The 26,471-nt window shown below is 68.4% G+C and carries 22 protein-coding genes and 2 tRNA genes; 17 read left to right on the top strand and 7 right to left on the bottom strand.

Features of this window, described 5'->3' with window-relative positions:
• The first annotated feature begins 30 nt into the window (after positions 1–30).
• From dnaA to FB390_RS05860, 11 genes are all read left to right on the top strand, one after another.
• Complete coding sequence (gene dnaA / locus FB390_RS33400) at positions 31–2,046, top strand: chromosomal replication initiator protein DnaA (protein ID WP_185756952.1); 2,016 nt, start codon at positions 31–33, stop codon at positions 2,044–2,046.
• Between the two features lie 832 nt (positions 2,047–2,878).
• Positions 2,879–4,054: a DNA polymerase III subunit beta gene (dnaN, locus tag FB390_RS05900; RefSeq protein ID WP_141808041.1), complete on the top strand. Its 1,176-nt coding sequence runs from the start codon at positions 2,879–2,881 to the stop codon at positions 4,052–4,054.
• A 54-nt stretch (positions 4,055–4,108) separates the two neighbouring features.
• Entirely contained in the window at positions 4,109–5,290 is a 1,182-nt protein-coding gene (gene recF / locus FB390_RS05895) for a DNA replication/repair protein RecF (RefSeq protein WP_141808040.1), read from the top strand.
• A 378-nt stretch (positions 5,291–5,668) separates the two neighbouring features.
• Positions 5,669–6,232: a DUF721 family protein gene (locus FB390_RS05890; protein ID WP_141808039.1), complete on the top strand. Its 564-nt coding sequence runs from the start codon at positions 5,669–5,671 to the stop codon at positions 6,230–6,232.
• A 238-nt stretch (positions 6,233–6,470) separates the two neighbouring features.
• The gene (locus FB390_RS05885; protein WP_141808038.1) at positions 6,471–7,379 is read left to right on the top strand and encodes an alpha/beta fold hydrolase; all 909 of its coding nucleotides are present in this window, start codon (positions 6,471–6,473) and stop codon (positions 7,377–7,379) included.
• Positions 7,380–7,678: 299 nt separating this feature from the next.
• Complete coding sequence (gene gyrB / locus FB390_RS05880) at positions 7,679–9,724, top strand: DNA topoisomerase (ATP-hydrolyzing) subunit B (protein WP_141808037.1); 2,046 nt, start codon at positions 7,679–7,681, stop codon at positions 9,722–9,724.
• Positions 9,725–9,779: 55 nt separating this feature from the next.
• Positions 9,780–12,293: a DNA gyrase subunit A gene (gene gyrA, locus FB390_RS05875; protein WP_141808036.1), complete on the top strand. Its 2,514-nt coding sequence runs from the start codon at positions 9,780–9,782 to the stop codon at positions 12,291–12,293.
• 41 nt (positions 12,294–12,334) lie between these two features.
• Positions 12,335–13,432, top strand: a complete 1,098-nt coding sequence (locus FB390_RS05870; RefSeq protein ID WP_141808035.1) for a DUF3566 domain-containing protein — start codon at positions 12,335–12,337, stop codon at positions 13,430–13,432.
• Positions 13,433–13,746: 314 nt separating this feature from the next.
• Positions 13,747–13,820, top strand: a tRNA-Ile gene (locus FB390_RS05865).
• 29 nt (positions 13,821–13,849) lie between these two features.
• The gene (locus tag FB390_RS33885) at positions 13,850–13,957 is read left to right on the top strand and encodes a DLW-39 family protein (RefSeq protein ID WP_218018413.1); all 108 of its coding nucleotides are present in this window, start codon (positions 13,850–13,852) and stop codon (positions 13,955–13,957) included.
• A 24-nt stretch (positions 13,958–13,981) separates the two neighbouring features.
• Positions 13,982–14,054, top strand: a tRNA-Ala gene (locus tag FB390_RS05860).
• 52 nt (positions 14,055–14,106) lie between these two features.
• On the opposite strand, the gene FB390_RS05855 is transcribed toward FB390_RS05860, so the two are convergent.
• The 3 genes from FB390_RS05855 to FB390_RS05845 form a co-directional block, all read right to left on the bottom strand.
• Positions 14,107–15,294: a hypothetical protein gene (locus tag FB390_RS05855; protein WP_141808034.1), complete on the bottom strand. Its 1,188-nt coding sequence runs from the start codon at positions 15,292–15,294 to the stop codon at positions 14,107–14,109.
• Between the two features lie 45 nt (positions 15,295–15,339).
• Positions 15,340–16,653 (bottom strand): cryptochrome/photolyase family protein, encoded by a 1,314-nt coding sequence (locus FB390_RS05850; RefSeq protein ID WP_141808033.1) that lies wholly within the window; start codon positions 16,651–16,653, stop codon positions 15,340–15,342.
• A gap of 136 nt (positions 16,654–16,789) precedes the next feature.
• Entirely contained in the window at positions 16,790–17,389 is a 600-nt protein-coding gene (locus FB390_RS05845; RefSeq protein ID WP_141808032.1) for a lipocalin family protein, read from the bottom strand.
• A gap of 136 nt (positions 17,390–17,525) precedes the next feature.
• Here FB390_RS05845 and FB390_RS05840 point away from each other — a divergent pair, with 136 nt between their 5' ends.
• Complete coding sequence (locus tag FB390_RS05840; RefSeq protein WP_141808031.1) at positions 17,526–18,362, top strand: MerR family transcriptional regulator; 837 nt, start codon at positions 17,526–17,528, stop codon at positions 18,360–18,362.
• 106 nt (positions 18,363–18,468) lie between these two features.
• Here the strand turns inward: FB390_RS05840 and FB390_RS05835 are convergent, their stop codons facing one another.
• The 3 genes from FB390_RS05835 to FB390_RS05825 all read right to left on the bottom strand — a co-directional run bounded on the left by FB390_RS05835 (position 18,469) and on the right by FB390_RS05825 (position 21,128).
• Positions 18,469–19,821, bottom strand: coding sequence for a TIGR01777 family oxidoreductase (locus FB390_RS05835; protein WP_141808030.1), 1,353 nt, complete (start codon positions 19,819–19,821; stop codon positions 18,469–18,471).
• Between the two features lie 37 nt (positions 19,822–19,858).
• Positions 19,859–20,593 (bottom strand): YoaK family protein, encoded by a 735-nt coding sequence (locus FB390_RS05830; RefSeq protein WP_141808029.1) that lies wholly within the window; start codon positions 20,591–20,593, stop codon positions 19,859–19,861.
• Between the two features lie 106 nt (positions 20,594–20,699).
• Positions 20,700–21,128 carry a winged helix-turn-helix transcriptional regulator gene (locus FB390_RS05825; RefSeq protein ID WP_141808028.1) on the bottom strand — a complete coding sequence of 143 codons (429 nt, stop codon included), beginning with the start codon at positions 21,126–21,128 and terminating at the stop codon, positions 20,700–20,702.
• A gap of 79 nt (positions 21,129–21,207) precedes the next feature.
• Between FB390_RS05825 and FB390_RS05820 the strand changes: the two genes are divergently transcribed.
• The 4 genes from FB390_RS05820 (at position 21,208) to FB390_RS05805 (ending at position 25,526) form a co-directional block, all read left to right on the top strand.
• Entirely contained in the window at positions 21,208–21,705 is a 498-nt protein-coding gene (locus FB390_RS05820; protein WP_141808027.1) for a pyridoxamine 5'-phosphate oxidase family protein, read from the top strand.
• A gap of 147 nt (positions 21,706–21,852) precedes the next feature.
• Positions 21,853–22,779, top strand: coding sequence for an acyl-CoA dehydrogenase family protein (locus FB390_RS05815; protein ID WP_141808026.1), 927 nt, complete (start codon positions 21,853–21,855; stop codon positions 22,777–22,779).
• Positions 22,780–23,619: 840 nt separating this feature from the next.
• A complete protein-coding gene (locus FB390_RS05810) occupies positions 23,620–24,672 on the top strand; it encodes an ATP-binding cassette domain-containing protein (RefSeq protein ID WP_246123875.1) in 1,053 nt (350 codons plus the stop codon).
• A gap of 35 nt (positions 24,673–24,707) precedes the next feature.
• Positions 24,708–25,526: an ABC transporter permease gene (locus FB390_RS05805; RefSeq protein ID WP_141811571.1), complete on the top strand. Its 819-nt coding sequence runs from the start codon at positions 24,708–24,710 to the stop codon at positions 25,524–25,526.
• Between the two features lie 81 nt (positions 25,527–25,607).
• On the opposite strand, the gene FB390_RS05800 is transcribed toward FB390_RS05805, so the two are convergent.
• Complete coding sequence (locus FB390_RS05800) at positions 25,608–25,820, bottom strand: hypothetical protein (RefSeq protein WP_141808025.1); 213 nt, start codon at positions 25,818–25,820, stop codon at positions 25,608–25,610.
• A gap of 120 nt (positions 25,821–25,940) precedes the next feature.
• Here FB390_RS05800 and FB390_RS05795 point away from each other — a divergent pair, with 120 nt between their 5' ends.
• Positions 25,941–26,468: a peptidylprolyl isomerase gene (locus FB390_RS05795; RefSeq protein WP_141808024.1), complete on the top strand. Its 528-nt coding sequence runs from the start codon at positions 25,941–25,943 to the stop codon at positions 26,466–26,468.
• Positions 26,469–26,471 lie beyond the last annotated feature (3 nt).

Here is a 26,471-nt window from a genome sequence, read left to right as displayed (position 1 = left end):
CTATCGACCTACTTCCGGGGAGGAAACTGCATGGACGACGAGCAGAACGTGCTGGCCACCGTGTGGCCCGAGGTGATTGCCGAGCTCACCACCGGTTCCGACGACGGCTCCATCCCGGCGGTGACCCGAGCACAGCAGGCGTGGCTCAAACTCGTCAAGCCGATCACCGTCGCCCAGGGCTTCGCCCTGCTGTCGGTGCCCTCGTCGCTGGCCCAGGAGGCCATCGAACGCGATCTGCGCGAACCCATCCTGCGCTCCCTCGCCCGCCGGCTCGGTCCCCAGGTCGAGGGACTCGGTGTGCGCATCGCGGCGCCCGCGACGCCGAGCACCGATCGGTCCGCCGCCAATCCCCGGCACGCCAGGATGACCAGTCGTCCGGAGCGAAGCAGGGAGGCGGCCCAGCGAAACCGGGACACGCAGCGCACCAGGGAGGCCTCGCGCGGTTTCCCCGCCGATCCGCCCAGCCGCACCGACTACCCGGCCCCGCGCTACGCGCAGCAGGACTTCGCGCCCGCGCCGGAGTATCCGGGACCGTCCGACTATCCCCAGTCCGCCGACTACGCGCCCGCCGCCGAGTACACCCCCGCGCCCGACTACCCGCCGAGCTCGGACTACCCGGCCGACTACCAGTCCGGCGTCGACTACCCGGCCGACGACTATCCGACCGCCGTCTACCGCGCGCCGGGCGCGGGCGACTATCCGGGTGTCGCCGACTCCGCCGTGGTGCCCGAGGTCTCGACCGCGCCGCGGCGCGAGCCGGGAATGGGTTCGCGCCGGGATTCCACCCCGCCCGGCCAGGAGTCGCTGTTCACGCCCGAGCCCGGTCCCGCTCCGATGCGTGGACCCGCCCGGATGCCGTTGCGCGAAGCCGCGCCCGCCGCCGCGCACGATTCGGTCCGCGAGTCCGGTGAAGCGCTGCGCACCGAGCAGCCCGACGACGAACCGGTCGTCAACGTCCGTAACAACTGGCCGACCTACTTCACCAAGAGCCAGGAGACTCCGGCTCCGGCGAACTCCTCGGCGAGCCTGAACGCGAAGTACACCTTCGAGACCTTCGTCATCGGCGCCTCCAACCGCTTCGCGCACGCCGCGGCGGTGGCCATCGCGGAAGCGCCCGCCCGCGCGTACAACCCGCTGTTCGTCTGGGGCGCCTCCGGTCTCGGCAAGACGCACCTGCTGCACGCGGCGGGGCACTACGCCCAACGGCTGTTTCCCGGCATGCGGGTGAAGTACGTGTCGACCGAAGAGTTCACCAACGACTTCATCAACAGCCTGCGCGACGACCGCAAGGTCGCGTTCAAGCGGCGCTATCGCGAGACCGACATTCTGCTCGTCGACGACATCCAGTTCATCGAAGGCAAGGAAGGCATCCAGGAGGAGTTCTTCCACACCTTCAACACGCTGCACAACGCGAACAAGCAGATCGTGGTCTCCTCCGACCGTCCGCCCAAGCAGCTGGCCACCCTCGAGGAGCGACTGCGGACCCGGTTCGAGTGGGGCCTGATCACCGACGTACAGCCGCCGGAACTGGAGACCCGCATCGCGATCCTCCGCAAGAAGGCGCGGATGGATCGGCTCGACGTGCCGCACGACGTGCTGGAACTGATCGCCAGCCGGGTGGAGCGCAACATCCGCGAGCTCGAGGGCGCGCTGATCCGCGTCACCGCCTTCGCCTCGCTCAACGGTCAGCCGCTCGATCTGCCGCTCGCGGAGGTGGTGCTGCGCGATCTGATGCCCGACACCGCGGCGCTGGAGATCAACGCGGCGACGATCATGGCCGTGACCGCGGAGTACTTCAACACCACGCTGGAGGAACTGACCGGCCCCGGCAAGGCGCGGCCGCTGGCGCAGGCCAGGCAGATCGCCATGTACCTGTGCCGCGAACTCACCGACCTATCGCTGCCCAAGATCGGTCAGGCCTTCGGACGCGACCACACCACGGTCATGTACGCGGAGAAGAAAGTGCGCAAGGAGATGACCGAGCGCCGCCGCGTCTACGACCAGGTGCAAGAACTCACAGCCCGGATCAAACAGCGCTCGCGCTGAGCGCCCTCCACAACCCCGCACCGCCCCTGACCAGGGGCGGTGCTTTTTTGTGCGTTGTGGATTCCTCGAGGATTCCTTGTGGAGTCCTCGAGGAATCCCCTGGTTTGTCCACCGATTCGTGCACAGGCTCGTGGCGGAGTCGCTCACAGCCGGATATCAACATCATCCCCATTGATCTCTGCCCACAGGGTCTGACCAGCCACGTCTCGGTCCGGCGCCTGTGGAATCCTCGAGGAGTCCGTGTGGAGTCCTCGAGGATTCCTCGAGCTGTCCACCGTTCGGTGCACATGTGTGAACAACCGGGTGAATCCGGTGGAACAACTCGAGGACGGCTCGAGGATGAACGGGGGACAGTTTTCGAACCTCCACAGACGCCTCCGGTTCATCCTCGAGTCACCCGACGGCCATCCCCACGGCACCACACCCCCGGACCAGCGAAAACGGGCTCAGTCCACAGATTCCACAGTGCCTACTACTACTTCAGTTCTTCTTCTTATAGATCTCTCTTCAAAACAGGGTGTGTGGAAAGTCGGTCGGGGAGTGTCCGGTCGGGAGCCACGCGTCTACACAGGCAAGGAGAAGAGGGGATGGGCGCTCTCGGATATACGGACACCCGTTTCGGACACGCGAGCGCGAATCGAGGGTCGGACTAGGTACCCGGGCCACACACGGGTACGTTTTATGTCGGTCGCCTGTGCCAGACTGCTGGCGCGGCCGATCCAGCACCCCCTGACGAGAACCACACGTTGTCGAGCCAACATGCTGTCGAGCCAACAGTGCTCGGACGGACGCCACACACGGATCACGGAACCGGGAGAGGACAGATCGGGCGATGGAGCTTGCGAGCATGAAGTTTCGGGTCGCCCGAGAGGATTTCGCGGAGTCCGTCGCCTGGGTCGCGCGCAGCCTGCCGTCCCGGCCTCCGGTGCCGGTCCTCGGTGGCGTGCTGCTGGTGGCGAGCGAGGACGGGCTGACCGTCTCGGGATTCGACTACGAGGTCTCCGCGCAGATGCGCGTCGCGGCCGAGGTCGCCGGTCCGGGCGAGGTTCTGGTCTCGGGCCGCCTGCTCGCCGACATCACCAAGGCGCTGTCCAACAAGCCGGTGGACGTCTCCGTCGACGGCACGCGCGTGCTGATCTCCTGCGGCAGCGCCAAGTTCTCGCTGCCGACCATGCCGGTCGAGGACTATCCACAGCTGCCCGAGGTGCCGCAGCAGACCGGTGAATTGAGTGTGGACGTCTTCTCCGAGGCCGTCGGTCAGGTCGCCGTGGCGGCGGGCCGCGACGACACCCTGCCGATGCTCACCGGCATTCGCGTCGAGATCGAAGGTCCCCAGGTCGTTCTCGCGGCCACCGACCGTTTCCGCCTGGCCGTGCGCCACATCGAGTGGCAGCCCGCCCGCACCGACATCGAGACCGCGGTGCTGATCCCGGCCCGCACGCTCTCCGAAGCCGCCAAGACGCTCGGCCCCTCGGACGCGCCCGTGCAGCTGTCGCTGGGCACCGGTGCCGGTTCGGACGGCCTGCTCGGCATCGTCAACGCGGGGCGGCGCACCACCACCCGGCTGCTCGACGCGGAATTCCCCAAGTTCCGCCAATTGCTCCCCAAGGAGCACACCTCCATCGCCACGCTCGAGGTCGCGGCACTGACCGAGGCCATCAAGCGTGTCGCCCTGGTCGCCGAGCGCGGCGCGCAGGTGCGGCTGGAGTTCTCCAGCGAGGGCCTGCTGCTGTCCGCGGGCGGTGACGACGCGGGCCGCGCCGAGGAATGGCTGCCCGCCGATTTCCGCGGCGAAGCGCTGACCATCGCCTTCAACCCCGGCTACCTGGTGGACGGCCTGTCCGCGCTGCACGCCGATCGGGTCACCTTCGGGTTCACCACTCCCAGCCGTCCCGCGGTGCTGCTCCCGGCGAGCGAGGAGGAGCCCGAGGTGCTCGACTCCGGCGCCTTCGCCGCGCTGGCCAGCTCCTACATCTACCTGCTGATGCCGGTCCGGCTCCCGGGCTGAGCATCTGTGCGTGATCGGGTGCCGTCTCCCGCGGTGACCGGGGCGGTGTAGCGAATGTTCATCCGAGCGCTGTCGCTGCGCGACTTCCGCTCCTGGGAGCACGCGGAACTCGAATTATCCCCAGGCCGAACGGTTTTCTTGGGATCGAACGGCAACGGCAAGACCAACCTGCTCGAGGCGATCGGCTACCTGGCCACCCTCGGCTCACACCGGGTGGCCGCCGACGCGCCGCTGATCCGGATGGGCGCGCAGCGGGCGCGGATCGGCGCGACGGTGGTCAACACCGGCCGCGAGCTGCGCGTGGATGTCGAGCTGAATCAAGGCGCGGCCAATCGCGCGCAGATCAACCGGTCGCCGGTGCGCCGGACACGGGAGATTCTCGGCATTCTGCAGACGGTGCTCTTCGCGCCGGAGGATCTGGCGCTCGTGCGCGGCGACCCGGGGGAGCGCCGCAGATTCCTCGACGAGTTGTGCACAGCCCGGCTCCCCAGGTTTGCGGGTGTGCGCTCGGACTACGACCGGGTGCTACGGCAGCGCTCCGCCCTGTTGAAAACCGCTGGGCGGCAAGCCAGATCGAAGGCCGACCTGGGAACCCTGGACGTGTGGGACGGGCATTTGGCGGCGCACGCCTCGGTGCTGCTCGCCGAGCGGCTGCGCTTGGTGCACGACCTGTATCCCCATCTGGCACAGTCCTATCTGTCGATCGCGCCCGAATCCCGGCCCGCCGCAATCGGTTACCGCAGTTCGTATCTTCCGCCCGACTTCCTCGACCCGGCCCGGGAACCGCAGGCCGACGACGCCGCCGCGCTCGAGGGGATCGTGCTGCGCGAGCTCGCCGCGGCGCGGTCCAAGGAGCTGGATCGCGGCGTCTGCCTGGTCGGCCCGCACCGCGACGACCTCGAGTTGATGCTCGGTGACGCGCCCGCGAAGGGATTCGCCAGCCACGGCGAGTCCTGGTCCTTCGCCCTCGCCCTCCGCCTCGGCGCGTTCGAGCTGCTGCGGACCACTGGAGCGGAGCCGGTGCTGTTGCTCGACGACGTCTTCGCCGAGCTGGACCGTCGCCGCCGCACCGCGCTGGCCGAGGTCGCGGCGGGCGCCGAACAGGTGTTGATCACCGCCGCCGTCCCCGAAGACGTGCCCGCCGAGCTGGCCGCGGTGCCGCTGCGGGTGGAGACCACAGGCGAGGCCACGCACCGCGCTTCCCGCATCGCCGAGCCCGCGCCCGGGTTCGCCTGAATCGCATGGACGAAGGTGTCCACAGGTAGTCCGCCACGTTGTGCACAGGTGGGGAATGCCGACGCGTAAGAGCCGCGAACCGTGTGACAGTTCGTCGGCGGGCTCCCGTACAGTTGCCCTGCACCGGGGCCGGGCCGGAACCGCCGATTCATCCCCAGCACCTGTGGAGAACCTTGCACCCGAGGCGTTTTCCCATGGTGCTGCGGTGATCGTTCGACAGTCACCGCCGTCGTTCCGGAAAACGCCACGAACAGGCGTTCGACGCCGGTCCGGCGATCATGCCGACCGGGCGTTTCAGCGCCGGACCCGGCCGCGCACCGGCTGGGGACAACAGAGCAAGATCTGGGGACAAACCCGAGGGTCGAACGGAGCGGGACGATGACCGACCAGCCCGAACCGGGCGCACAGCAGCCCGGCGGCGAGCCGCAGCTGCGCGGCATCGATCTGGCCCGGCGCGCACTGGAAGAGGCTCGCGCCGCGGCGAAGGCCAGCGGAAAGTCGGTCGGTCAGGGCCGTGCGTCGCCGGTACGGAAGCTGCGCACCGGCGCCCGCAGGCGGACAGGCTGGTCCGGCGCGCGACCGGACGATCGCGATCCCCAGCTGTTGTCCCAGCTCGCCACCCGCATCGCCAAGAGCAGGGGTTGGGACAACAAGGTCGCCGAAGGCACGGTGCTCGGTCGCTGGGCGGGCGTCGTCGGCGAGGACATCGCCTCGCACGCCACCCCGATCGCGCTCAAAGACGGCGTGCTGAGCATCGCCGCCGAGTCCACCGCCTGGGCGACCCAGCTGCGCATGTTGCAGAGCCAGATCCTGGCGAAGATCAACGCGGCGGTCGGTCATGGCGTGGTGACGCAGCTGAAGATTTCCGGCCCGGCCGCCCCGAGCTGGCGCAAGGGGGAGCGGCACATCAAGGGCCGCGGTCCGCGCGACACCTACGGCTGATCGGCGCCGCACCGGATCGGCGTCGGCGGCGAGCAGAGCCTGCTTTGTCTCGATGCCCGGCACCGGTCCTGCGTGCAAGCCTTCAGGCGCCCTGGCAATAGCTGATACCCAGTGTTACGTTTATCCACATATCCACAGGTATCTCCACAGTCCCCAGCCTTGGGACCTGCGGATTCCCTGTGGAGCGCCCGATGCCGCCCCTCCGGCCGGATCGAATATGCACAGGAGAAACGGATCGATGACGATCAGCACCGCGGGCCCGTTCCCCGCCACGGCCACCACCACCGTCCGCCGCGGCGACGTCGAGCTCGCGGTGTTCGAGTGCGGCGATCCCGCGGGCACGCCGATCCTGCTGGTGCACGGCTGGCCCGACACTCACATCCTGTGGAATCGCGTCGCCGCCCGCCTGGCCGATCGCTATCGCGTCATCGCCTTCGACAACCGAGGCGCGGGTGACAGCACGGTGCCCACCCAGGTCTCGGCCTATCGCATCGAGGAACTGGCCGCCGACGTGCGCGCGGTCGCCGATGCCGTGGCTCCGGATCAGCGCGTGCACGTGCTCGGGCACGACTGGGGCTCGGTGATCGGCTGGGAACTCGTCGGCGATCCCGACGCCGACACCAGGATCGCGTCGTTCAGTTCGGTCTCCGGCCCGAACCTCGACTTCCTCGGCGCGTACCTGCGCGGCCCGTTCTCGGCGGCCCGGCTGCGCGGGGCGCTCGCGCAGGGCATCGCCTCGGCGTACACCGTCGCCTTCCAGATTCCAGGCCTGCCCAATCCGGTGCTGCGCGCGCTGTCCAGTCGCTGGCCGCGCTTCCTCGCCTTCTTCGACGGCCTCGATCCCGCGCTGGTGCAGACCGCGCCGACGCTGCGCGCCGACATGATCAACAATCTCAAGCTCTACCGCGCGAATATCCGTGCGCACCTGCGCAATCCGCGCCCGCGCCCGATCGGTGTCCCGGTGCAGCTGATCGTCTCGACCGGCGATCGCGCGGTGCGTCCGGTGGTGCACGCCGAGGCCGAGCAGTGGGTCGGCAACCTGACTCGCACCGAGATCGCGGCTCGGCACTGGTCGCCGATCTCGCACCCCGAGGCGCTCGCCGATCGCACGGCCGAATTCATCGATCGGGTCGCGGTCACCGGGTGATCGTGGCGACCATCCGGCAGGGCGTGCTGAGCACATCTGAGAGTCCCTGAAACGGTCGCGAGGAAGACCGGACTCGTCGCCGGTCGATTTCTCGCAGCCATGAAGCCGTCAGGGGTGTCGTAGGTGCATTGTGGCGCGGGTCTACCAGTAGGATGGTGACGTAACTAGCGGCGAACCCTTCGGTGCGTTCCGCACAGCCCCCGCGTGGGCCCGTGAATCTCGACCTGTCAAGACCGGGCCGCGCTTGCGCTGTGGCGATCGCTGCGCCGGGGTCAGCAAGTAAGGAGAGCTACCGACCAGTGGCTGCCAAGGACTCCAACGATTCGACCAAGGCGACATCGGGCAAGCAGGACTACGGTGCCTCCTCTATCACCGTCCTCGAGGGACTCGAGGCGGTCCGCAAGCGCCCGGGCATGTACATCGGCTCGACCGGTGAGCGCGGCCTGCACCACCTGATCTGGGAAGTCGTCGACAACTCCGTCGACGAGGCGATGGCGGGCTACGCGACGCGCGTCGATGTCACGCTGCTGGCCGACGGCGGCGTCGAAGTGGTCGACGACGGCCGCGGCATCCCGACCGGCATGCACGCGCAGGGCATCCCCACCATCGAGGTGGTCATGACCCAGCTGCACGCGGGCGGCAAGTTCGACTCCGACGCGTACGCGGTGTCCGGTGGCCTGCACGGCGTCGGCATCTCGGTGGTGAACGCGCTGTCGAGCCGGCTCGAGGCCGAGGTCGACCACGACGGTTACCACTGGACCCAGGAGTACAAGGACTCCAAGCCCGGCAAACTGCTGCAGGGCGAGGCGACCAAGCGCACCGGAACCACCATCCGGTTCTGGCCCGATCCGGAGATCTTCGAGACCACGACCTTCAACTTCGAGACGGTCGCACGGCGTCTGCAGGAGATGGCGTTCCTGAACAGGGGCCTGACCATCACCCTCACCGACGAGCGGGTCTCCGGGAGCGAGGTCACCGACGAGGTCGTCAGCGACACCGCCGAGGCGCCCAAGCACCTCGACGAGAACGCTCCCGTCGCCGAGGAGCCGAAGGTCAAGGTCCGCACCTACCACTACCCGGGCGGGCTCGAGGACTTCGTCAAGCACATCAACCGGACCAAGCAGCCGATCCACAACTCGGTCGTCGGCTTCACCGGCAAGGGCACCGGGCACGAGCTCGAGGTCGCCATGCAGTGGAATTCCGGCTATTCGGAATCTGTCCACACCTTCGCCAACACCATCAACACCCACGAGGGCGGCACCCACGAAGAGGGCTTCCGCGCCGCGCTCACCACGGTGGTGAACAAGTACGCGAAGGACAAGAAGCTGCTCAAGGAGAAGGACGGCAACCTCACCGGTGACGACATCCGCGAGGGTCTCGCCGCCATCGTGAGTGTGAAGATCTCCGACCCGCAGTTCGAGGGCCAGACCAAGACAAAGCTTGGCAACACCGAGGTCAAGTCGTTCGTGCAGCGGACGTGCAACGAGCACCTGGCGCACTGGTTCGAGGCCAACCCGGCCGACGCGAAGACCATCGTGCAGAAGGCCGTCTCCTCGGCGCAGGCGCGCGTCGCGGCCCGTAAGGCGCGCGAGCTGGTGCGCCGGAAGTCCGCCACCGACCTGGGCGGTCTGCCAGGCAAGCTGGCCGACTGCCGTTCCAAGGACCCGAGCAAGTCCGAGATCTACATCGTGGAGGGTGACTCCGCCGGTGGCTCGGCCAAGTCCGGCCGTGACTCGATGTACCAGGCGATCCTCCCGCTGCGCGGCAAGATCATCAACGTCGAGAAGGCGCGCATCGACCGGGTCCTCAAGAACAACGAGGTCCAGTCGATCATCACCGCGTTCGGCACCGGCATCCACGACGAGTTCGACATCGCCAAGCTGCGGTACCACAAGATCGTGCTGATGGCCGATGCCGACGTGGACGGCCAGCACATCTCGACCCTGCTGCTGACGCTGCTGTTCCGCTTCATGCGCCCGCTGGTCGAGCACGGCCACGTCTACCTGGCGCAGCCGCCGCTGTACAAGCTCAAGTGGCAGCGCAGCGATCCGGAGTTCGCCTACTCCGACCGGGAGCGCGACGGCCTGCTCGAGGCCGGTCTCGCCGCGGGCAAGAAGATCAACAAGGACGATGGCGTCCAGCGCTACAAGGGTCTCGGCGAGATGAACGCCAAGGAGCTGTGGGAGACCACGATGGACCCCGCGGTGCGGGTGCTTCGTCAAGTGACGCTCGACGACGCGGCCGCGGCCGACGAGCTGTTCTCCGTTCTGATGGGCGAGGACGTCGAGGCGCGTCGCAGCTTCATCACCCGCAATGCCAAGGACGTTCGCTTCCTCGACGTGTAGCCGGCGTGAGAACCCGCTGCCATTCAGCCTTTTCACGCCCCGCTAAGGAGACCGCATGACTGAGACAACGCTGCCCCCGAACGGTGGTGCAGGCGACCGGATCGAGCCGGTCGACATCCAGAACGAAATGCAGAGCAGCTACATCGATTACGCGATGAGCGTGATCGTGGGCCGCGCGCTGCCCGACGTGCGCGACGGCCTGAAGCCGGTGCACCGGCGCGTGCTCTACGCGATGTACGACAACGGGTACCGCCCGGACCGCGGCTACGTGAAGTCCGCGCGCCCGGTCGCGGAGACCATGGGTAACTATCACCCGCACGGTGACGCGTCGATCTACGACACCCTGGTCCGCATGGCGCAGCCGTGGTCGCTGCGCTACCCGCTGGTCGACGGCCAGGGCAACTTCGGTTCCCGCGGCAACGACGGCGCGGCCGCCATGCGATACACCGAGTGCCGCCTGACGCCGCTCGCGATGGAGCTGCTGCGCGAGATCGACCACGAGACGGTCGATTTCACGCCGAACTACGACGGTCGTTCGCAGGAGCCGGTGGTTCTCCCCAGCCGGGTGCCGAACCTGTTGATGAACGGCTCCAACGGCATCGCGGTCGGTATGGCGACCAACATTCCGCCGCACAACCTGAACGAGCTCGCCGAGGCGATCTACTGGGCGCTGGAGAACTACGACGCCGACGAGGAGAGCACCCTCGCCGCGTGCATGGAACGGGTCAAGGGCCCGGACTTCCCGACGCACGGCCTGATCGTCGGCAACCAGGGCATCAACGACGCCTACACCACCGGCCGCGGCTCGATCCGCATGCGCGGTGTGGTGGAGATCGAAGAGGACAACCGCGGTCGCACCACGATCGTCATCACCGAGCTGCCGTATCAGGTCAACACCGACAACTTCATCAACTCGATCGCCGAGCAGGTGAAGGACGGCAAGATCGCGGGTATCTCGGATATCCACGACGAGTCCTCCGACCGTGCGGGCATGCGAATCGTGGTGACGGTCAAGCGCGATGCCGTCGCCAAGGTGGTGCTGAACAACCTCTACAAGCACACCCAGCTGCAGACCAGCTTCGGCGCCAACATGCTGTCCATCGTCGACGGCGTGCCGCGCACGCTGCGCTTGGACCAGATGATCCGGCTCTATGTCGATCATCAGTTGGAAGTCATCGTCCGGCGTACCCGCTACCTGCTGCGCAAGGCCGAGGAGCGGGCTCACATCCTGCGCGGCCTGGTCAAGGCGCTCGACGCGCTCGACGAGGTCATCGCGCTGATCCGGCGGTCGGCCAACACCGACACCGCGCGCACCGGCCTGATGCAGCTACTCGAGATCGACGAGGTCCAGGCCACCGCCATCCTCGACATGCAGCTGCGGCGCCTCTCCGCGCTGGAGCGGCAGAAGATCGTCGACGATCTGGCCAAGATCGAGAGCGAAATCGCCGACTACAAGGACATTCTCGAGAAGCCGGAGCGGCAGCGCGCCATCGTGCGCGACGAGCTGGCCGAGATCGTCGAGAAGTACGGCGACGAGCGGCGCACCCGCATCATCGCCGCCGACGGCGACGTGGCCGACGAGGATCTGATCGCCCGCGAGGACGTGGTCGTCACCATCACCGAGACCGGTTACGCCAAGCGCACCAAGACCGATCTCTACCGCTCGCAGAAGCGCGGCGGCAAGGGCGTGCAGGGCGCTGGTCTCAAGCAGGACGACATCGTCAAGCACTTCTTCGTCACCTCGACGCACGACTGGCTGCTGTTCTTCACGAACAAGGGCCGGGTCTACCGCGCCAAGGCGTACGAGCTGCCCGAGGCCAACCGGACCGCGCGCGGTCAGCACGTGGCCAACCTGCTGGCCTTCCAGCCGGACGAGAAGATCGCCCAGATCATTCAGATCAAATCCTACGAAGACGCCCCGTATCTGGTGCTGGCCACCAAGAATGGTCTGGTGAAGAAGTCGAGGCTCTCGGACTTCGATTCCAACCGCAGCGGCGGCATCGTCGCGGTGAACCTGCGCGACGAGGACGAACTCGTCGGCGCCGTGCTCTGCTCCGCCGACGACGATCTGCTGCTCGTCTCGGCGCAGGGCCAGTCGATCCGCTTCTCGGCCACCGACGAGGCGCTGCGTCCGATGGGTCGCGCCACCTCCGGCGTGCAGGGCATGCGGTTCAACGCCGAGGACGAACTGTTGTCGCTCAACGTCGTTCGGCCCGAGACGTATCTGCTGGTCGCGACCTCGGGCGGGTACGCGAAGCGCACCGCGATCGAGGAGTACACCGCGCAGGGACGCGGCGGTAAAGGTGTATTGACTATCCAGTTCGACGCTCGGCGTGGCACTCTGGTCGGTGCGCTCATCGTCGACGACGAGGATGAGCTCTACGCGATCACCTCCGGCGGTGGAGTCATCCGGACGGCGGCAAAGCAGGTTCGTAAGGCTGGGCGACAGACCAAGGGCGTGCGATTGATGAACCTCGCCGAGGGCGATACGTTGCTTGCTATCGCGCGCAACGCCGACGAACCCGATCAGGTCGACGGTGGCGACGACACCGGTTCCTCTGAGCAGTAACCCTTCCAAGCGGCGGCAACGAACGGATCTAAGGATTCCCATTGACCACTCCGAATCAGCCGAATGACGGACACCAGACGAACGGTGTGACCGAACGGATCGCACCGTCTCCGATTCCGCCGCGGCCGATCCCCCGGCCCGGCCCGGGCGAAACCGGACAGCCGGGCGGGGGCCAGCAGGGTGGCCAGCCGCAGCAGAACGCCGGTCAGCAGGGCGATTTCGGGCCCGGGCAGGGTGCGCCCAAGCAGGGTGCGCCCAAGGGCGCGCCGGAGTCCGGCGGCAAGCAGGAAGGGTTCGATCAGGAGACCGTTCGGATGGGCTCGCCCGGTGAATCCGGCGGTCCCGACGGCGCCAAGCCCGCGCCGGGCGGTGGTCAGTCGCAGTACAAGGACGGTTGGTCGCAGCTGCCGCAGCGCGAGCCGCAGTCGAACCTGTACCGCCCCGGTCAGGCGCCGGTGGCGGGCAGGCCGCCCGCGGACGGTGGCGGCGGGCTCGGCGCCGGCGGCGGCGCGGCGGTCGGCCTGAACGGCGGCGTCACCAACGCGCGCACCACGGCCGACCTCGCGGCCAAGGCGGCGCGCAAGGAAGCGGCGATGGTGAAGTCGGTCGGCATCGACGGACCCACCCGCAGCATCGCGCGGCCGGAACTGATCAAGGACATGCCCGACCTCTCCGAGATCCGGCACCCGCTACCGCACCCCGAGCCCGTCGGCGTGAGCCCGCAGGCGCACGTCTCGCCCGCGGCTCCGGTCGCGGTCGCGGCGGCCGTCGCCTCCGGTGAGCCGCTGCGCGCCACCGTGCAGATCCGCCGCATCGACCCCTGGTCGACGCTGAAGATCTCGCTGGTGATCAGCGTGGCGCTGTTCTTCGTGTGGATGCTCGCCGTCGGCCTGCTCTACATCGTGCTCGAGGGCATGGGTGTGTGGGAGCGGCTGAACAACACCTTCACCGACATGGTGTCCCAGGACAGCGGCTCGGTGGGCCTGATCGACGCGGGCACGGTCTTCGGCTACGCGGGCGTCATCGGCCTGATCAACGTGGTGCTGTTCACCGCGCTCGGCACGGTCGGCACGTTCATCTACAACCAGTGCTGCGACCTGGTCGGCGGTATCCAGGTCACCCTGGCGGACCCGGACTAGTCCATAGGCGGGTGGCGTCCGTCGTCGGCTCCGCGCAGTGCGCGAACTCAGGCGGGCGTTCCGCGAAAGTCCTCGGCAGCGGCCGGTACCTCCCATTCCAGGGCGGTATCGGCCGTCGCCGTTCCCGGGGAAAGAGTCACGCCAGGTCGACGCCGACCGTAGGCGGGAGTACACGCCGGAGCGGCGCCGGCCGAATGTCGTTCGAGGCGGAAGAGCCGCAGACCGCGAGCCCGCTACCAGCCGTTTTGGTCCTTCCAGGTGGTGTCGGGTAATCTTTGTCCTCGGCTCGCCCACTACGGTGCGAGAGCCAACACGGGCCTATAGCTCAGGCGGTTAGAGCGCTTCGCTGATAACGAAGAGGTCGGAGGTTCAAGTCCTCCTAGGCCCACTCCCGAACATGACAGTAGGGTGGGAACCATGAAGATTCTCCTCACGGTCGGCGTCGTGGTCGCGGTTCTCTTCGGAATCACCAAGCTGCGCAAGCGTGACGAAGCGGACCTGTGGCACGAAGTCACCACCCGCTGAAACTCATTCCACCCTCGGGGACTCGGGGCCTTAGCTCAATTGGCAGAGCACTGCCTTTGCAAGGCAGGGGTTAGGGGTTCGATTCCCCTAGGCTCCACTCGTAACCGGCGCGTGCTCGATCTGAGCACGCGCCGATTCTCGTTTCCGGGCTAGAGGTCGACGGCGGCGGCGCGCAGGCGGGTGAGGGTGGTGGCGTCCGGCCAGTTCTTGGCCAGGTAGCGGGGTGGCGACAGGCTGGGGACCGGGACGAGATCGGTGTGGGCCGCGAGGGTGGCGAAGGGGATCGCCAGGGTTTCGATGATCTCGTCGTTCTCGTCGGTCAGGCAGAGGTCGATGTAGTCGGCTTCGGGCAGCAGGGTCTCGATCTCCTCGGCCCATGGGGCGATGGTGAAGAAGCCGTCGTCACCGCTGGCGAAGTTCAGCTGGGAGGGGTAGGCGAAGTCGATGCCGTAGGGCGCGAAGCCGTCTTCGTCGTCCAGCGCCTCGATGAGCTCCTCTTGCTGGGCCTGGTACTCGGTGGTGGCCAGACCGCAGCGCGCCCGGTGAGCGGCGTGCAGCTGCGGATGCGGGCCCGCCAGATCGAACGGGACTACGACGCCCCGCTCGTCGGTGGTGTAGGCCTGCGGCGAGAGGCGGCGCACCGCGTTGATGTACTGGTCCTCCACGGCGTCGAAGAGCTGCTCGAGAAGTTCGGGCTCGTCCAGCGTGAGGATGAGGGCGTCGTCTTCGGGGATGAAGGCGACCGCACGCCTGCCCTCTTCGGCGAGCGAGGCGAGCCAGCCGGGGAGCAAGGGCCAGGAGGTCGCGTAGAAGTCGCCGGTGTCGACGATGCGCGTGTACCCGTCATCCGACAGGGAAATCGAAGGCGGTTTCGCGGCGAGGTTTTCGCGCGCTGCTTCGAACACCTCGAAAATCGTTACGCCCCAACCCGCCACGTGATCGGTAGTGACCAGGACGCGCTTGTCGGGCATATCGATCGCGATCAGCTCATCGACGAAGGGGAAGGCCGGGCGCGAGAGCGGGCGCATGCCCTGCCCGCCGTAGGTGGACGGGCGCAGCACCGGAAACAGTGTGGGCCGCGCGCTTTCCCAGTCCGCGGGAAGTTCCTCGTCGGCGCGCAACGCCGAAAGGAACCGCGTGATGCGCTCCGACCGGTCCTCGGCCGTCAGCCCGTCGGTATCGCGAAAGATGTTGTGCAGATTGATGACCAGGCCGTCGGGCAGTTCGAAGCAGAACTCCTCGGGTCGGTACTTCGCGCCATCGATGCCGAGGTCGTCGAGGCGGCGGCGCACCAGCGCGGCGAACTCGCTCGGCGTTGGCGTACGTGAATTGTCCACTCGGCCAACGTAATCACCCGCACCGACAAGCGCAGCCCGGTGCTCTCACATGCCGGCGCAATCGATGATCGGAGCGGGGTAGTCGACGTCCGCGCGCCACGGCAGATGGATCCGTGCCCCCTCCAGGTGCGCGAGCTCGGGTATCCAACGCCGGACGTAATCGCCTTCCGGGTCGTAGCGCTTGGCTTGGCGCAGTGGGTTGAGCACGCGGTTCGGCCTGGTGTCGGTGCCTGTCCCCGCCACCCACTGCCAGTTCAGCTGGTTGTTGGCGAGGTCGGCGTCGACGAGCCAGTGCAGGAAGTGGGCCGCGCCGATGCGCCAATGCACCCGAAGGGATTTGGTGAGGAAACTGGCCGTGATCAGCCGGGCGCGGTTGGGCATCCAGCCCTCGGCGCGCAGCTGGCGCATGCCCGCGTCGACGATCGGATATCCGGTGCGCCCGTCTCGCCAGGCGTCGACCGCACGCGGATCGTCGCGCCATCGGATGTCCCGCGCGCGGTAGTCGTGCCAGGCCGCCGCAGGCCGGGCGGCGAGGTGCTGGTGGTGGAAGTCCCGCCAGGCCAATTGCCTGACGAAGGCCCGACCACCTTCGGCCGACATGTCCACCCGGTGCACCGCCTCGGCGGCGGACAGACAACCGAAGTGCAGGTAGGGCGAGAAGTGGGAGGTGGCGTCTGCGGCCAGATCGTCGCCGAGCCGCGCGTAGTCGGTCAGCGGACCGGACAGCCAGTCGCGCAACAGCTTCCGGCCTGTCGTCTCGCCGCCCACGGCCAAGCGAGGCGAGGGTTCGCCCGAGCACAGGTCGCCGGGCTTCGGCAGCGGGTCGCCCGATATTCGCGGCAGGGTGAGGGCGCGTGGTTTGCCGAGGGGCTTGCGCCGGTGCGCTTCCGTCCACCGCCGGAAGTAGGGGGTGAAGACCGCGAAGTGATCGCGACCGGTGGACGGCACGAGCAACTCCGGGTCCACCGCGGTGATTGTGGCGGCGTGCTCGTCGACGCGACAGTCTCGGTCCCGCAGCCGTTCTCGCAATCCTCGCGCGCGGGACCGGCTGTACCCGCTCACGTCCTCGGCGAGATGCACGCTGGCGGCGCGGGTTTCGGCGACCACGCGATCGACCTCGTCCACCACGTCACCGCGGCGCAGGACGAGTCGCCCGCCGATCGCACGGAGTTCGTCGTCGAGTTCGGCGAGGGCGGCGGCGAGGAAGCGGGCGCGGTTGGGCGGGCAGCGATCCGGCACCAGGTCGCGGTCGACGACGAACAGCGGCACCACCGTGTCGCCCGCCCGGTTCGCCGCCGCGAGCACCGGATTGTCGTGCACCCGCAGGTTGCGGGTGAACAGCGCTACCGAGGTGGTCATCGGACGGCCTCGTGCGGCTGCGACACGGAGCGATGCGACTGCCGCGGGCCCCACGAGGGTCGCGCCGCGCGGGCACGGGCGGCTCTTCCGTACCGGCGCGAACGCGACCCTCGCGGGGTCCGCACGCTGTCGAACATCACGTCGTGCACAGCGGCTCGATCGCTGACAGCCCGCCGGTCGTCGGCGAGGTGAGGTAGAAGCAAGGGTCTTGGCCCGCCGCGACGATCGCCGCCCGCACGTCCGACCAGGACTGTGGATCCAACGCGGGGTCGCGGGCCAGCACGAAGCCCGCGGTGCGGTCCGGGTTGGTCACGAGCGCCCACGAATAGTCCGGGCCGAGCGCGGTGACGATGTAGTTCGTCGGGCCGTCCAATTGATCCTGGGTGAGTACGCCGGGAAAGCTGACGTGCAGCTGCGCGCCGGTGGCTCGATCGTTCACTCGTGCGGTGCCGCGGACCTCGTTGACCGCGCCGGTCCAAGTGATGCAGCGATTGTGCACGGCGATGTCCCCGCGCGCGTCCAGCGCGTAGTCGGCAGTGGTGTCCCGTGCGCAGGCCACGTTGAAGAACTGCGGGATCGCCGCGAGCTGGCGCCATTGGCCGAGGTAGCGGTCCAGTTCCAAGCTGGGCACCGGGGCGGGCGGTGCGGCCGTGGCCGTTCCGGCGACAACGCCCGCCGCCGCGACGACAGCGGTCGCGAGACGCGCACACCATCGTGCTGTTCGGCGTGAGTCCATGGGGATCTCCTCGGGTCGGCGACTCTGCCATGGTATCAGTTAACGATGCATAAACGATGCGTATTTTTCTACGGGCGCGACCTGTATCCGGGCGTCCATGCGGAACTGGACGACCACGACCGGGCAGAATGAGACGATGCCCGCCGGTTCCGCCTCCGCTCCCGACGCAGCCGGATACACGGTGCGCGCGGTGGCCGAGCGTCTCGGCATCCCGACGGCGACCCTGCGCAGCTGGAATCGCCGCTACGAGATCGGGCCCGCGCAGGATCGGCCCGGCCGCCACCGCCTCTACACCGAGTCCGACATCGCACTGCTGGAACGGATGCTCGAACTGATCCGCGGTGGCGCGAGCCCGGCGGGCGCCGCCGCGGCCGCCCGCGGGCCCGCGCTGGCACGCGGCGATCGGACCACGCTGCTCGCCGCCGCGTTCGCGCTGGAGACCGGCACGGTCACCGCCCTCGTGGAATCGCACGTTCGCGCCTACGGTGTCGTCGACACCTGGGAAGGTCTGTGCCGCCCCGCTTTTGCCGAGATCGTCGCGCGGCAGGGCAGCGGTGAGGGGTGCATCGATGTCGAACACCTGCTCTCATGGTGCGTCGCGGCCGTCATGCAACGAACGAATCCGCCCGCGGGGCCCGCGGGCACCGTGCTGGCCTGCACCAGCGGTGAAACCCATTCGCTGCCGCTCGACGTGCTGCGGGCCGCGCTTGCCGAACACGGTGTCGGCGCGCGGATGCTCGGCCCCGACGTTCCGACCGCGGCGTTGGTGGACGCGCTTGCCAGGCAGGCTGATCCGGCGGCGGTGCTGCTCTGGTCGCAGCGCGAATCCACAGCGCTGACATCGGCCGTTCGCGCGTGCCTCGCGGCGGGGGCTCGAGTCTTCCTCGGCGGTCCCGGCTGGGACGACGTGATCCTTCCGGACGCCGCGGTGCGGGTCGACACTCTGACCGAGGCGGTCGATCGGCTGCGCTGAGACCTCCTGGCGCGCGGCTTCTCTCGACGGCTGTCTCGCAGGTACCGCAGTGCCGGACAGTCCGTCTGTGGCTGCCCGACGAGATGTCCCGGCGGGGGATGCGCGGTCAGTGCCTCGTTCGACCGAGCAGATGACGCAGCGCCTCGTCGAGGCCGGGAGTCCGGAACGCGTGCCCCGCCGCGACCAGCCGGGTCGGCAGCACGCGCTGATCGGCGGCGGCGAGTTCGCGTGCGCCCTGCTTGCCGAGCAGCAGTGCCGGGCCGAAGTCGGGCACCGGGAGGAGAGCGGGGCGGTGCAGAACCCGGGCCAGCACCTCGGTGTATTCGCTGTTGTGGACCGGGAACGGCGCGACGGCGTTGATCGCTCCCGCGAGAGATTCGTCCCACAGCGCGCGGTGGTAGATGTCGACCAGATCGTCGAGGGCGATCCAGGACAGCCATTGGCTGCCGTCGCCGATCCGTCCGCCGAGGCCCGCGGTGAACAGCGGGCGCAGCAGCCGCAGTGTGCCGCCGCGCGGGGACTGCACGATGCCGGTGCGGATACGGACCGTCCGCACACCGGCCTTCTCGGCGGGGCGGGTCGCCGCCTCCCAGTCCGCGACGACCTCGGCCAGAAAGCCGTCGCCCCGGTCTGCCTCCTCGGTGAGCGTCTCGTCGCCGCGGTCGTAGCCGTAGTAGCCGATGGCGGAGGCACTGACGAACGTCGAAAGACCGGATCGCGCGGCGAGTTCGGCGAGCTTGCGCGTCGGTTTCGTCCGGCTGTCGATGATCGCCCGCTTGTGGCTCTCGGTGAACCGTCCGGCGATCGACGCGCCCGCCAAGTGCACCACCGCGTCCACGCCGTCGAACAGCGCGGGGTCGGGATCGACGGGATTCCACCGTCGTTCGCCGGGCGTTCGGGCCGGATGCCGCACCAGGCGCAGCACGCGATGGCCGCCGGTGCTCAGGAAGGCGCACAGCGCGGTGCCGACCAGGCCGGACGCGCCGGTCACCGCGATGGTGGCCGTGCCGAAGCCGTGCTCGGCGGCGCGGTGGTGGGCCAGCAGGTCGTCGGCCAGCTGGCGGTATCGGTAGTCGAACATCGGGCGCAGCACGAATTCGGGAATCGGCGTCCGCACCCGATCGATCACCCGGGTGTGCCGGGCGTCGACCTCCTCGAATTCGTGCACGTGCCGCCAGCGCAGCAGCCGTGCGGCGGGCAGCGAGGCGATCCCCTTCGTGGCGACGGCGTCGACGAAACGTTGCGGCGGCAGGTAACCGGCGGGATCGTGCTGCGCCACCCAGCGCAATCCGCCAGGCAAGCCGAGCACGGCGCGTCCATCGGCCAGCGACTCGGCCTCGGCGAGTGGGGAGACCGGATGCCACGGTGGCGCGAGCCTGGTGAACGCGCCGGGACGCGCGTACCAGGCGAAGACCTCGGATCGGGGCGCGGCGACAACGCTCGAGCACTCGATTGCCATGTCTCGACTGTAGTCGCGCGGGGCTGGGATGAAACGTTTATGCGTCGTTCGACCGGCCGGGTCGCTCGATCGGCAGTGGACCGTGCCTGTCCAGGTGCAGATACGTGTAGCCGGTGACGAGCGTGCACACCACCGTCGCCGTGATGAGCATCGCCCAGCCCGCGACGAGCAAGCTCAGCAGACCACCGAGCAGCGCGCCGAGCCCGAAGGACAGGTACAGCAGAAAGTAGCCGAGCCAGTCGGCGTAATCGCCGCCGCTGACATGGCGTTCGATGCCCTGGCCCAGCTTGACCAGCGTCCCGGTGACGTAGCTGAGCGGCACCGAGACCTCGCCGTCCTTGACGAACGAAGTGTTCAGAGCGCCGACGCCGAACGCGACGAACAGGATGGGAACGAAATCGATCCGGCTGGTGTCGGTGACCGAGTAGAGCGCCAGATCGATGATCGAGGCCAGCGCGAGGCAGACGGTCGTGAGCAGGGTGGGTCCGTGCGGATGACCCGACCAGTAGTGCCTGCGACACCAAGAGGCCACGACCACGCCGGACAGGAACGCGGTCAGCAGCAGTGCGGCGGCGACGGCCAGGTCGGGCTCGTCATGGAACGCGCCGAGTACGGCACGCTCGGTGTTGCCGGTCATGAAGGTGACGAAGTAGCCGGCGGTGTGCATGAAGGCCGCCGCGCCGATCATGCCGGCCAGCGCCGCGAGCACCCAGGAGAGCCGGGCCTCGGCGTCGAAGAGTTCCCTTCTGCGTACCTCGTCCGGCTGTTTCACAGGTCAGACTCCTCAGCGGCGGATGCGACTGCCTCAGTGATACCCGCGCGCCCTGAGAATCAGCTGACCCGAGGCTAGGTGTGTCCGGCGGTTCGCCGCCCTCGGATCACACTGCCGCCGCCGCAGTGGTCGCGTCGTACGCGGTGCGCGCCTCGGCGATCTCGCGCTGATGATCCTCGGTCCAGGTGACCAGCGCCTGGATGGTCTCGTGCAGGCTGCCGCCCAGCGGTGTGAGTTCGTAGTCGACTCGCGGCGGAACGACGGGATGCACCGTGCGCCGCACCAGGCCGTCGCGTTCGAGGTGGCGCAACGTACGGGTGAGCATGCGCTGGCTGACGCCGTCGATCTCCCGGCGCAGTTCGGTGAACCGCATGGTGCGTCCCGCGAGCAGCGCGATGGTCAGCAGCGACCACTTGTCGGCGATGCGGTCGAGGATCTGGCGCACATCGCAGTCCTCGCGGGTGTCCCACTGGCGTGCCGTGTAGTCCTCGGTATCCCCGCAGTAACCGAGTGACTCAGAAGTGCCGTCTTCCATAGCTCTTCATGGTGTCCGATGATGCCCATGGTTACAAGAAGTAACCGACAGTCGCATCGGGAACCGAGAGGGTTTCGGCATGACGCAGAAGGTCGAGCATTTCGACGAGATCGAGGCGGAGTTCAACGCCTACGTGGGGCGCATCGTGTACGCCACGATGGTGACCGTCGACAGCAAGAACCGGCCGCGCACCCGGGTGCTCATCCCGGTTTGGGAGCGGGTCGACGGGGTTCCGCTCGGCTGGCTGGCCACCTACAAGACGCCGGTCAAGGCGGCGCACATCGCGCGGAACCCGCACGTCAACTTCTCCTACTGGTCGCGCGGCAACAACTCCGTCGCGGTGGACGCGACGGCCGAGTGGGTGGACGATCTGGCGACCCGCCAACGGGTCTGGGACCTGTACGCGCAGACCAGCCCGCCGGGCGCGGGCTACCACCTCGGCCAGTTCTGGCGCGCGCCCGACGATCCGACGCTGCACATCATGCGGTTGGAGCCATGGCGCATCCAGGTGATTCGCGGCGCCGATCTGCGCAGCCGGATATGGCAGCCCGCGGCCGAGGTCGCCAAGACCGGTTGAGGGGCCTCCGCTCCGGCTGGGCGCGGGCTCGGTGCGAACTTCGTCTGGCAGCGCCTGTCGCGGACCTTCGCCCGTGGCCGCCCGCCACAGGGATCGGCTAGGCCCGAGTCGGCCGGGCACGAGCTCCGCGCGGGTTAGCGTGCAGGAGTGGAATCTGTGCTCGACTATCTCCTGACCGAACCGCCCGGCGCACCGGTCGACTCCGTGGCGGCCGCCTGGGCCGGGCACCGCGCGGTCGCGGCCCGTTTCGCGTCGTCGGTGGACGCCGCGATCGCGGGCGGTTTCGCGGCCGACCGGCTCGGCTTCGCCTTCCTCTCCGGCTACCAGGAGGCGCTGCGCACCCTGCTGCCCGAGTTGCCCGCCGAGGACGCCGTCGCGGTCTCGGCTACCGAGGCGGGCGGCGCGCACCCCTCGGCCATCCGCACCGCGTTGACCGAGCACGACGGCGCGGCGACGGTCAGCGGCACCAAGACCTTCACCACGCTGGGCAGCCTGGCGCGCAGGCTCCTTGTCGTCGCCAGCGCGGGTGTCGCCGACGACGGCCGCAACATCCTGCGGGCCGCCCTCGTCGAGACCTCCGCGCCGGGCGTCGCGGTGACGGATCTGCCCGCCGCCCCGTTCGCGCCCGAGATCCCGCACGCCACCGTCACTTTCACCGACGCGCCCGCGACCGTGCTGCCCGGCGACGGCTACACCGACTTCCTCAAGCCGTTTCGCACCATCGAGGACGTGCACGTGCTCGCCGCCGCGCTCGGCTGGCTGGTGCGCGTCGCGCGCGAGTCGTCCTGGCCGCGACCGGTGCTTCAGCAGCTGCTCGCGCTGGTGGCCGCGGTGCGCGGGCTGGATCTGGACCGGCCAGGATCGCCCGGCGTACACGTCGCGCTCGGCGGCGTCTTCGAGGAGTTCGGCCGGGTGGTCGACGAGCTCGCGCCGCTCTGGCGGACCGCCGATCCGGTCGCCAGGGACCGCTGGGAGCGGGATCGCCCGCTGTTCGGCACGGCGGGACGGGTGCGGGCGCAGCGGCTGGCAACCGCCTGGCGTGCGGTCGGCTTCGACACCGAGACGACCGACTGAAGGCGAGAACGGACCGCTCGAAAAAGGTCCGGAAATGGGGAGCGGGCCTCGGCGAAGGGGGGGAGTTAGCCGAGGCCCGCGTAAGGTCGGCCCGGGGGGGAGGGGCCGACGTGACTGATCCTACGCGAAGATTTGTGATTGTGTGCGCATGGGGGTCGCCACTTTCGAAGAAATTTGGCGTGGCGGCACGCGGTGCGATTGCTCGGTAACGGTATCCACGGCTCACCCGGGCAAGTCGTGCGGTATGTCCGTGACCTGGTGTTTGTCAAAGATGTTGCGGTACAGCCCATTCCATGACGATTCCGGCGCGGCGGCGCGAAAAGCGGTTCCGGCCGGAAACATTCCGAATGGTCGCAGTGTGGCGCGAATCCCTCTTTCGGTCCGCGAGCGGGCTTGATTCTGCCGGGTTTGTCGCGTGTCGCGGCCGCCTGGGCATGTCGGGCGACGACCGAAATCTGTCGGACCCCGGTGCGAGTATGTGCCGGTGGTCACTGGGGCTGGTACGGACGCCGCGGCGCGCGGCACGGTGCGGCGTGAGTACCGCGTGCCCGGGAAACGGGTAGTCGGCTACGCACGACCCGAGCGGGCCGTGCGCGGGACCATCGAACCGGTCGCATCCCGTTCCGGTACCCCCGAGCACCGCCTGGAGCGGGATGCGGCCTTTCGCTGTCCGGCTCCAGGTGAGATGCCCCCGAACAAAGGGGGTGCGCACAACCGGAGTGAGGACAATACTGACCCCCGTATCGGTCGGTCGTCCGATCCGTTGACAACGCCTCGACGCCGAGATGAGGGGCGTCGAACGCCATTCGACATCGAGAATTCACGAACGTCAGGAGAATCATGCCCGACGCAATAGTCGCCGAGGGTCTGGTCAAACGCTACGGCCAGCTGGTCGCCCTCGATGGACTCGACCTGACGGTGCCGGAGGGCACCGTCACCGCGCTACTCGGCCCCAACGGCGCGGGCAAGACCACCACGGTCCGGGTGCTCACCACCCTGCTCGTTCCCGACGCGGGCCGGGCGACTGTCGCGGGCATCGATGTGCTGCGGAATCCGCAGGCTTTGCGCTCCCGGATCGGTGCGTCGGGCCAGTACGCCGCCGTCGACGAATACCTCACCGGCTTCGAGAACCTCGAGATGGTGGGCAGGCTCTATCACATGGGCGTGCAGCGCAGTAAGGAGCGCGCACGCGAGCTGCTGGAACGCTTCCGGCTCAGCGACGCGGCCGACCGGCCGGTCCGCGGCTACTCCGGCGGCATGCGCCGCAGGCTCGACCTGGCGGGCGCGCTGGTGGCCAACCCGCCGGTGCTGTTCCTGGACGAGCCGACCACCGGCCTGGACCCCCGGGCCAGGCTGGATCTCTGGGACGTCATCGAGGAACTGGTCGCGGGCGGCACCACACTGCTGCTCACCACCCAGTACATGGAAGAGGCCGACCGGCTCGCCGATTCGATCGCCGTGATCGACCATGGCACGGTCATCGCCCGCGGCACAGCCGACGAGCTGAAGACCCTGGTCGGCGGCGATCGCGTCCAGTTCACCGTCGATCACGTCGACAAACTCGCCGTCGCGCAGCAGGCGTTGAAGGGCCTCGCGGACGGGGAGATCCACCTCGAACCCGGCCTGCGCCGGATCACGGTGCCGGTCAGCAACGGATCCCAGGCTCTCGTCGACGCGATCGGCCTGCTCGCGGCGAGCGATGTGCAGGTTCACGACGTCGGTCTGCGTCGCCCATCGCTGGACGACGTGTTCCTGACGCTCACCGGGCACGAGGCCGAGGAGCTCGTCGGCGGCGAGGCCGCGGACAAGCGCGCGGGAAGCGCCGCGACGAACGGTTCCGGCGGCGTGAAGGCCGCCGAACGACTCGAAGCAACGGAAGGAAACTCCCGATGACCGCGACGACGACAGTTGTGGAGGCGCCGCCCCGCATGGGTCTCGGCGAACGGCTCTCCATCGTGGTCAGCGATAGCGTCACCATCGCCAAGCGCAACATCATCAAGATCAGGCGCGTGCCCGACGTGCTGATCTTCTCGACGCTGTCGCCGATCATGTTCGTGCTGCTCTTCGCGTACGTCTTCGGCAGCGCGATCCAGGTGCCCGGCATGGAAGGCGGCTACCGCGAATTCCTGATCGCGGGCATCTTCGCGCAGACCGTGGTGTTCGGTTCCTCGTTCACCGGCGCGGGTCTCGCCGAGGACATGCAGAAGGGCATCATCGACCGCTTCCGCTCGCTGCCGATGGCGCCCTCGGCGGTGCTGGTCGGCCGGACCGTCAGCGACGTGGTGATCAACGTGGTCAGCCTGGCCGTCATGTCGCTGACCGGCCTGCTCGTCGGCTGGCGGATCCGTGGCTCCTTCTTCGACGCGGTGCTCGCCTACATCCTGCTGCTGCTCTTCGCCTACGCGGTGTCCTGGATCATGGCCGTCGTCGGTTTGCTGGTGCGGGCGCCCGAGGTGTTCAACAACGCCAGCTTCATGGTCATGTTCCCGCTGACCTTCCTGGCCAACACCTTCGTGCCGATGAACAATCTGCCCGCCGTGCTGAAGCTGTTCGCCGAGTGGAATCCGGTCTCGGCGCTGACCCAGGCGACCCGCGAGCTGTTCGGCAACACCAGCCCACTGGTGCCGGTCTCGGACGCCTGGTCGATGCAGCATCCGGTGGCGACCACGCTGATCTGGGTGGTCGTGATCCTGGTGGTGTTCGTGCCGCTGGCCCTGCGCCAGTACAAGCGCACCGTCAGCCGCTGAACGAAGCCCGGTAGGCGCTACCGGGCGGAGTCCGTCCACAGCTCCGCGCACGGCAGGAGCGGCGGCGGAGATATGTCCTGCTCAGCGGCCGTTGTCCGCGCCGGCTCCCGCGACGGGGGTCGGCGCGGAGCCGTTTCGGGAGTAGCCGATGCGCGGCGGCTCCGGCGCGGGCTGCGGCGGCTGCGGTCGTTTGCTGCGGACCAGCCAGGCCACGCCACCCGCCAGCGCGGCGAGACCCCCGGCGATCAGCCGGTTACGAGAACGTGCGGATACGCGTAGACGCCCCAAGCTCATTCGACCACTTTGGCACAGCCGGGTGAATAGCGCAGTAAGTGCCGACCGGTCTCGACGCGCCGCGGAGCCCAGCCGGGCGGTGCGCGGGATCGGCGCCGCGCGATCACTAACATGGCGGGCGTGACCTCACCGATTCAGACCGCCGGTGTGACGCTCTACACGAACCACGGCGATATCAAGCTCGCGCTCTTCGGCTATCACGCGCCGAAGACGGTGCGGAACTTCCTCGGGCTGATCGACGGCTCGGCGGCGTACACCACCGAGAACGCGAGCGGGGGCACCTCCGGTCCGTTCTACGACGGCACCGCCTTCCACCGGGTGATCGACGGCTTCATGATCCAGGGCGGCGATCCCGGCGACACCGGTCGCGGCGGTCCCGGCTACGACATCGCCGCCGAATTCCATCCCGAGCTGCGCTTCGACCGCGGCTACCTGCTGGCGATGGCGAACGTCGGCGCCCGCACCAGCGGCTCGCAGTTCTTCATCACGGTGAGCCCGCAGCCGCACCTCAATCGCAAGTACACGATTTTCGGCGAGGTCGTCGACCCGGATTCGCGCAAGGTCGTCGACGCCATCGCGGCGACGCCGACCGACCGCAACGACCGCCCCAAAGAGCCCGTCCGCATCTCCACCATCACGATCGATTGAACA

The sequence above is a fragment of the Nocardia bhagyanarayanae genome (genome assembly GCF_006716565.1).
GTDB classification, from domain to species: Bacteria; Actinomycetota; Actinomycetes; order Mycobacteriales; family Mycobacteriaceae; genus Nocardia; species Nocardia bhagyanarayanae.
This window is presented reverse-complemented; position numbering and strand designations above follow the sequence as displayed.